This is a genomic window from Vagococcus martis, assembly GCF_002026305.1.
Lineage (GTDB): Bacteria > Bacillota > Bacilli > Lactobacillales > Vagococcaceae > Vagococcus > Vagococcus martis.
The window spans coordinates 39,354-46,801 of sequence record NZ_MVAB01000003.1; the positions used below are offsets into that span (position 1 = coordinate 39,354).

A 7,448-nucleotide genomic window follows, 5' to 3' on the forward strand; every position below is an offset into this window, starting at 1 on the left:
ATTTTTTACCACTAATCAACATAGCTTGTGATTAGTGTAAAATTTATTAATTATGCTGTGACATTTTTCCAGAATCATTACATAATTGTTTAATGAATTATGTATCGAACCTACACCTCAACATAAAAAAATGAACAATTGTAAAATCTCACTAAGTTTAAAACACCTCATTCACTCACAAGTTAATTTAAAATTACTCCTAAATTATATCAAGAGGAATTATAAAATTCTTTGTAGATTTAATGAATGATTTTAGTTAATTTGCACGAAGTCGATTGGAAAAAACACGCGTACTGCACGTGGCGGGAATAGCTTTAGTGTTACTCTTATTGCAATTTGTAGTCTTTTTAAAGTTATCATAATGATAGGTCAGCAGTATTTAATAATACTAGTTTTTTTATTTAATAAAACTAAGTATTATTAATACATTCAATGTATTGTTTATATATCAAAATAAAATAGAAAGGACGTTAGTTATTGTTGCGATTTTTTAAATGGTTATTTTTTATTTTAGGCACATTAATTACATTAATTAATATTCCTAAATTTGTATCAATTATTTTTAGATTTTTTAATCCCCAAAATAATTTTGGAGAATTAATTGGAGAATTAGTTGGTTCTATAGCTATACCGTGTGTATTTTTCGTACTATTTTTTTATATTACAGAATAATCAAAAAAGTAAAAAAAATATAATAAATGTGTACAAGTAATATACCTGTGATGCTAATTAACTTTGGCAAAATGTAAATGCAAAAAATTAGTTATTTAATTGATTGCTTAACATAATCTCGCTTTAAAGAAGTTACACATCTACCAACACATCGAGACACCCACTTTGTGAATCTCAACTGGTCTACCTAAAAATGAAAAAAGAAGCCTTGAAAATAGGGCTTCTTTTTTTTGTTGAATTTGTGAAAGGTGACGAAAGAAAATGGAGTCACCTGTTATTCTTTTTCTGTCTGGCGACAAGAACACTCAATGATATTGAGTGTCGTTTAACTATCCGATAATCGATTTGCCTGATCGGATGAAAAAAGGAAAAGGGATTGATTCCTTTTCTTTTTCCCCGTAGTCTAATCTAAAGACTATATTCTGTATGCAAACTAATAGCCTTATAGGATAGCAGCAAGTAGGTTATATTGTGTACACAATAGACTACTTGGCAGGGAAAAAGTCTTTTTCCCTTGCATCCCTTTTTAAAACATCCTAAGAACGAATAAATTAACTTAAAAAAAAGAGCCTCTAACAGTGAGTTCTTTTTTGAGTTAATCAAATCCTTTTTGAAGAGTATTTAATACCTCTTGTTTCCAATGATCTTCTTCAACTTGTTTTGTTTCTTTTGTTTCTGTGCCAAAAAGTCTGCCTCATGAGTGCCAATTTTTAAGCCTAAAACTTTATCTTTAGCGACCCATTTTTCTTTTTGGGAAAGGTCACCATTGTGTTCAATGTTAAATAGCTTAATGCGTAAATCTTCTTGTTGTCCCTTAGAAAAATCCCGCATTTTTTGCTTCAGCTTTAAAAGAAAATTGATAACCAATGACTGGCTTACCTCGTCCCTTTCCGTATTTCTTTTTGATGGTTAAACCTCTAAAAAGAGGTGTTAGTTCTTCTTTTATTGGTTTTAGGACTGTTCTATCGATTTCTCCTAAATTTTTTTGATAACTTTTTGGGACATCTAATAATTCAAAAAAGTCTTCTTTTGAGAAATAAGCATAGCCAGTAGTTCTAAATTGTTTTAGTAATCGAAACATAGTTTTAGAATAACTACTTTGTAAATCGGTAAATTGTCTTAAAGAGTATCTAACCCACTCATCTAAATTATTTAGTAACGGAATAGCTTTTTCGAATTTGAATTTCTGCATAAGGAGTATCTACTTTGCCATTTATTTTAAATTCATTGAATAAACAAAACGTCTCGTTCTAGTCCATCGGAACTTCTGCGTCCAAATCGTAAATCCATTAACTTGTCATAAGTACTCTCTAAATCATCAATAAAGCGATTATTTGCGGTTGCTTTTAATAATTACTCAAATCTTTTAATTGATCAAAAGAAAAAGCAACTTTTTTCTCACCCTTTTCTCTCATCCTGGAAACGATAGAAAAAAATAGATTCATCTCTACAGCAGAGAATTTTCTTAAAGGAATAGTATTTAATTCTGTATGGTATTTTACTAATTCATTGGTCAAAATATCACATCCTAACTATTTATATGTAATATCATAATATAGTCCATACAAATAATCCATATATAAACTCCATACAAACAGACAAAAACTCCATACATAAACAGACAAAACTCCATACATAAACAGACAAAACTCCATACATAAACAGACAAAACTCCATGCAAACATCTCTGTATCCCTTGGGGCTCTAATGCTCAACTGGTGTCTAAAAGAGGTTTAAAAGAGGTTTAAAAAAGATTATAAAAAAGGTCGACTATTTTTCCCACCTAAAAACCCACTCTTTTTATTAAATTGATCTATGCGTAACATGAAAAAAAATAAAAAATGAGTGAGAGAAAACCACTCTCACATTCCACTCACGCAGTCGCTACACGCTCCTTTGCTAAAACCTAAAACATTTCTCTAAGGAAATAATTCAATAGTATTAAAATGCAAAAAAAGAACTGTTTAAGCTCATCTAGATAAAACTCTTAGTTTAATAAATAAAGCGTCTTTCAGACGGTCAGGGTAAACCCTAACAACCCTAAAGTAATTATCTAAAGATTATGCTATATTTATTAATGGCACTTAGCCCATTTTCTATTTGAAAGGGGGGCTAGACATATGTTAAAACAATTCATCTTGTTATTCATCACGACTGTTTTTACTACAGTAATTACAGTTATAACTACAAAGTTATTAAATCGTTGGTTTGACGATGAAGATGATGATTAAAGGCATGAGTGCCACAAACCCACACGCTAGAACTTCGCACTAGCGACAAAAAAGCCACTACCTCATCACAGGTAGTGGCTTTTGTGCTAGACATACTAGCAATTCATCTTGTTTTCGCACTCTTATTATATCATGATTTACAAAGATAAATCAAAAACATAACATTTTACATCTAGTTATCCTTTCATTTTTAGGATATATATAAATAAAATATTTATCCAATTATAATAGTTCTTGGAACAAATATACTTAATATTCTAATTATATAGTTTTTTAAATAACCAACGTTATAAATCGTATTAGGCAAAAGCTAATAATGCCATACTTGAAACTTAATTTTAAATGATCGTTTTACTTTGTATTTTCTTCTAAGGGTAATTTTTTTAATAGCCAAGGCATGCTCAGTTCAATTTCTAATTGTACAATAGGTTCAGCTAGTGACCTGGGTGAAATGGATATGCTTTCAGTAAATCCAATTCCTATATTATTAAATTTAACAAAATTTGGAGTGGAAACTTCTTTACTATGCTCTATCCAAAATGGAGGTCCATTAATTATTTTTCCTGAAAAATGATAGAAGACACTATAATGGTGAAAGCCATCATCATCTTCAAATAAGTGCCAAACCTCAGCTTCTTTTTTAGGATTAATACCAAAAGACCTAAATAATATCTTAGTAGATAAGTCTAAGTAATCACATGCCAAACAATAGTTTTTACAATAATTACATTTACAGGCATTAGTAATATAAGCTCCTTTTGAATAAAATAATTTTGTCTTTTTATAATTGGAAGAAATAGAATAACCTGCTATATGAATGTTCATACATAATAAACTCACTTTCTACTAATTATTAAATATCACCTTTCCATTTCACTAAATCAATAAAAGAAAATTTTTTACCACTAATCAACATAGCTTGTGATTAGTGTAAAATTTATTATTATTATGCTGTGACATTTTTCCAGAATCATTACATAAGTTGTTTAATGAATTATGTATCGAACCTACACCTCAACATAAAAAAATGAACAATTGTAAAATCTCACTAAGTTAAAACACCTCATTCACTCACAAGTTAATTAAAATTACTCCTAAATTATATCAAGAGGAATTATAAATTCTTTGTAGATTTAATGAATGATTTTAGTTAATTTGCACGAAGTCGATTGGAAAAAACACGCGTACTGCACGTGGCGGGAATAGCTTTAGTGTTACTCTTATTGCAATTTGTAGTCTTTTTAAAGTTATCATAATGATAGGTCAGCAGTATTAATAATACTAGTTTTATTATAATAAAACTAGTATTATTAATACATTCAATGTATTGTTTATATATCAAAATAAAATAGAAAGGACGTTAGTTATTGTGCGATTTTTAAAATGGTTATTTTTTATTTTAGGCACATTAATTACATTAATTAATATTCCTAAATTTGTATCAATTATTTTTAGATTTTTTAATCCCCAAAATAATTTTGGAGAATTAATTGGAGAATTAGTTGGTTCTATAGCTATACCGTGTGTATTTTTCGTACTATTTTTTATATTACAGAATAATCAAAAGTAAAAAATATAATAAATGTGTACAAGTAATATACCTGTGATGCTAATTAACTTTGGCAAAATGTAAATGCAAAAATTAGTTATTTAATTGATTGCTTAACATAATCTCGCTTTAAAGAAGTTACACATCTACCAACACATCGAGACACCCACTTTGTGAATCTCAACTGGTCTACCTAAAAATGAAAAAAGAAGCCTTGAAAATAGGGCTTCTTTTTTTGTTGAATTTGTGAAAGGTGACGAAAGAAAATGGAGTCACCTGTTATTCTTTTTCTGTCTGGCGACAAGAACACTCAATGATATTGAGTGTCGTTTAACTATCCGATAATCGATTTGCCTGATCGGATGAAAAAAGAAAAGGGATTGATTCCTTTTTCTTTCCCCGTAGTCTAATCTAAAGACTATATTCTGTATGCAAACTAATAGCCTTATAGGATAGCAGCAAGTAGGTTATATTGTGTACACAATAGACTACTTGGCAGGGAAAAAGTCTTTTTCCCTTGCATCCCTTTTAAAACATCCTAAGAACGAATAAATTAACTTAAAAAAAGAGCCTCTAACAGTGAGTTCTTTTTTGAGTTAATCAAATCCTTTTTGAAGAGTATTTAATACCTAACCTTTGTTTCCCCTAACACTTTTTTTTCTTGCCTCTTTTTGGTTCTTCGGCCAAAGAAAGACCGGTTGTCACCATTGTGTTCAATGTTAAATAGCTTAATGCGTAAATCTTCTTGTTGTCCCTTAGAAAAATCATCCGCATTTTTTGCTTCAGCTTTAAAAGAAAATTGATAACCAATGACTGGCTTACCTCGTCCCTTTCCGTATTTCTTTTTGATGGTTAAACCTCTAAAAAGAGGTGTTAGTTCTTCTTTTATTGGTTTTAGGACTGTTCTATCGATTTCTCCTAAATTTTTTGATAACTTTTTGGGACATCTAATAATTCAAAAAAGTCTTCTTTTGAGAAATAAGCATAGCCAGTAGTTCTAAATTGTTTTAGTAATCGAAACATAGTTTTAGAATAACTACTTTGTAAATCGGTAAATTGTCTTAAAGAGTATCTAACCCACTCATCTAAATTATTTAGTAACGGAATAGCTTTTTCGTGAATTTGAATTTCTGCATAAGGAGTATCTACTTTGCCATTTATTTTAAATTCATTGAACATAACAAAACGTTCTCGTTCTAGTCCATCGGAACTTCTGCGTCCAAATCGTAAATCCATTAACTTGTCATAAGTACTCTCTAAATCATCAATAAAGCGATTATTTGCGGTTGCTTTATAATTACTCAAATCTTTTAATTGATCAAAAGAAAAAGCAACTTTTTTCTCACCCTTTTCTCTCATCCTGGAAACGATAGAAAAAAATAGATTCATCTCTACAGCAGAGAATTTTCTTAAAGGAATAGTATTTAATTCTGTATGGTATTTTACTAATTCATTGGTCAAAATATCACATCCTAACTATTTATATGTAATATCATAATATAGTCCATACAAATAATCCATATATAAACTCCATACAAACAGACAAAACTCCATACATAAACAGACAAACTCCATACATAAACAGACAAAACTCCATACATAAACAGACAAAACTCCATGCAAACATCTCTGTATCCCTTGGGGCTCTAATGCTCAACTGGTGTCTAAAAGAGGTTTAAAAGAGGTTTAAAAAAGATTATAAAAAAGGTCGACTATTTTTCCCACCTAAAAACCCACTCTTTTTATTAAATTGATCTATGCGTAACATGAAAAAAAATAAAAAATGAGTGAGAGAAAACCACTCTCACATTCCACTCACGCAGTCGCTACACGCTCCTTTGCTAAAACCTAAAACATTTCTCTAAGGAAATAATTCAATAGTATTAAAATGCAAAAAAAGAACTGTTTAAGCTCATCTAGATAAAACTCTTAGTTTAATAAATAAAGCGTCTTTCAGACGGTCAGGGTAAACCCTAACAACCCTAAAGTAATTATCTAAAGATTATGCTATATTTATTAATGGCACTTAGCCCATTTTCTATTTGAAAGGGGGGCTAGACATATGTTAAAACAATTCATCTTGTTATTCATCACGACTGTTTTTACTACAGTAATTACAGTTATAACTACAAAGTTATTAAATCGTTGGTTTGACGATGAAGATGATGATTAAAGGCATGAGTGCCAACAAACCCACACGCTAGAACTTCGCACTAGCGACAAAAAAAGCCACTACCTCATCACAGGTAGTGGCTTTTGTGCTAGACATACTAGCAATTCATCTTGTTTTCGCACTCTTATTATATCATGATTTACAAAGATAAATCAAAAAGTTAACATAAATCAAATTACATCTAGTTATCCTTTCATTTTTAGGATATATAAAAAAATATTTATCCAATTATAATAGTTCTTGGAACAAATATACTTAATATTCTAATTATAGTTTTTTAAATAACAACGTTATAAATCGTATTAGGCAAAGCTAATAATGCCATACTTGAAACTTAATTTTAAATGATCGTTTTACTTTGTATTTTCTTCTAAGGGTAATTTTTTTAATAGCCAAGGCATGCTCAGTTCAATTTCTAATTGTACAATAGGTTCAGCTAGTGACCTGGGTGAAATGGATATGCTTTCAGTAAATCCAATTCCTATATTATTAAATTTAACAAAATTTGGAGTGGAAACTTCTTTACTATGCTCTATCCAAAATGGAGGTCCATTAATTATTTTTCCTGAAAAATGATAGAAGACACTATAATGGTGAAAGCCATCATCATCTTCAAATAAGTGCCAAACCTCAGCTTCTTTTTTAGGATTAATACCAAAATAAATAATATCTTAGTAGATAAGTCTAAGTAATCACATGCCAAACAATAGTTTTTACAATAATTACATTTACAGGCATTAGTAATATAAGCTCCTTTTGAATAAAATAATTTTGTCTTTTTATAATTGGAAGAAATAGAATAACCTGCTATATGAATGTTCAT

The 7,448-nt window shown here is 29.6% G+C and carries 2 protein-coding genes and 2 pseudogenes; all 4 read right to left on the reverse strand.

The features are described 5' to 3' along the window. Positions 1 to 1,267: 1,267 nt before the first annotated feature. Positions 1,268 to 2,189 (reverse strand): annotated as a pseudogene (locus tag BW731_RS12390) (replication initiation protein). 1,065 nt (positions 2,190 to 3,254) lie between these two features. Further along, positions 3,255 to 3,728, reverse strand: coding sequence for a hypothetical protein (locus BW731_RS12395; protein WP_079348697.1), 474 nt, complete (start codon positions 3,726 to 3,728; stop codon positions 3,255 to 3,257). Positions 3,729 to 5,152: 1,424 nt separating this feature from the next. Then, positions 5,153 to 5,913: pseudogene (locus BW731_RS12405) on the reverse strand (replication initiation protein); the annotation flags it as partial. Positions 5,914 to 7,181: 1,268 nt separating this feature from the next. Next, the coding region (locus tag BW731_RS12950) for a hypothetical protein (RefSeq protein WP_233120570.1) at positions 7,182 to 7,448 on the reverse strand (267 nt) is incomplete at its 5' end.

Bases quoted from the DNA above. Each gene is read 5' to 3' on its own strand.
- BW731_RS12395 (WP_079348697.1), bottom strand. From the start codon at position 3,728: ATGAACATTCATATAGCAGGTTATTCTATTTCTTCCAATTATAAAAAG.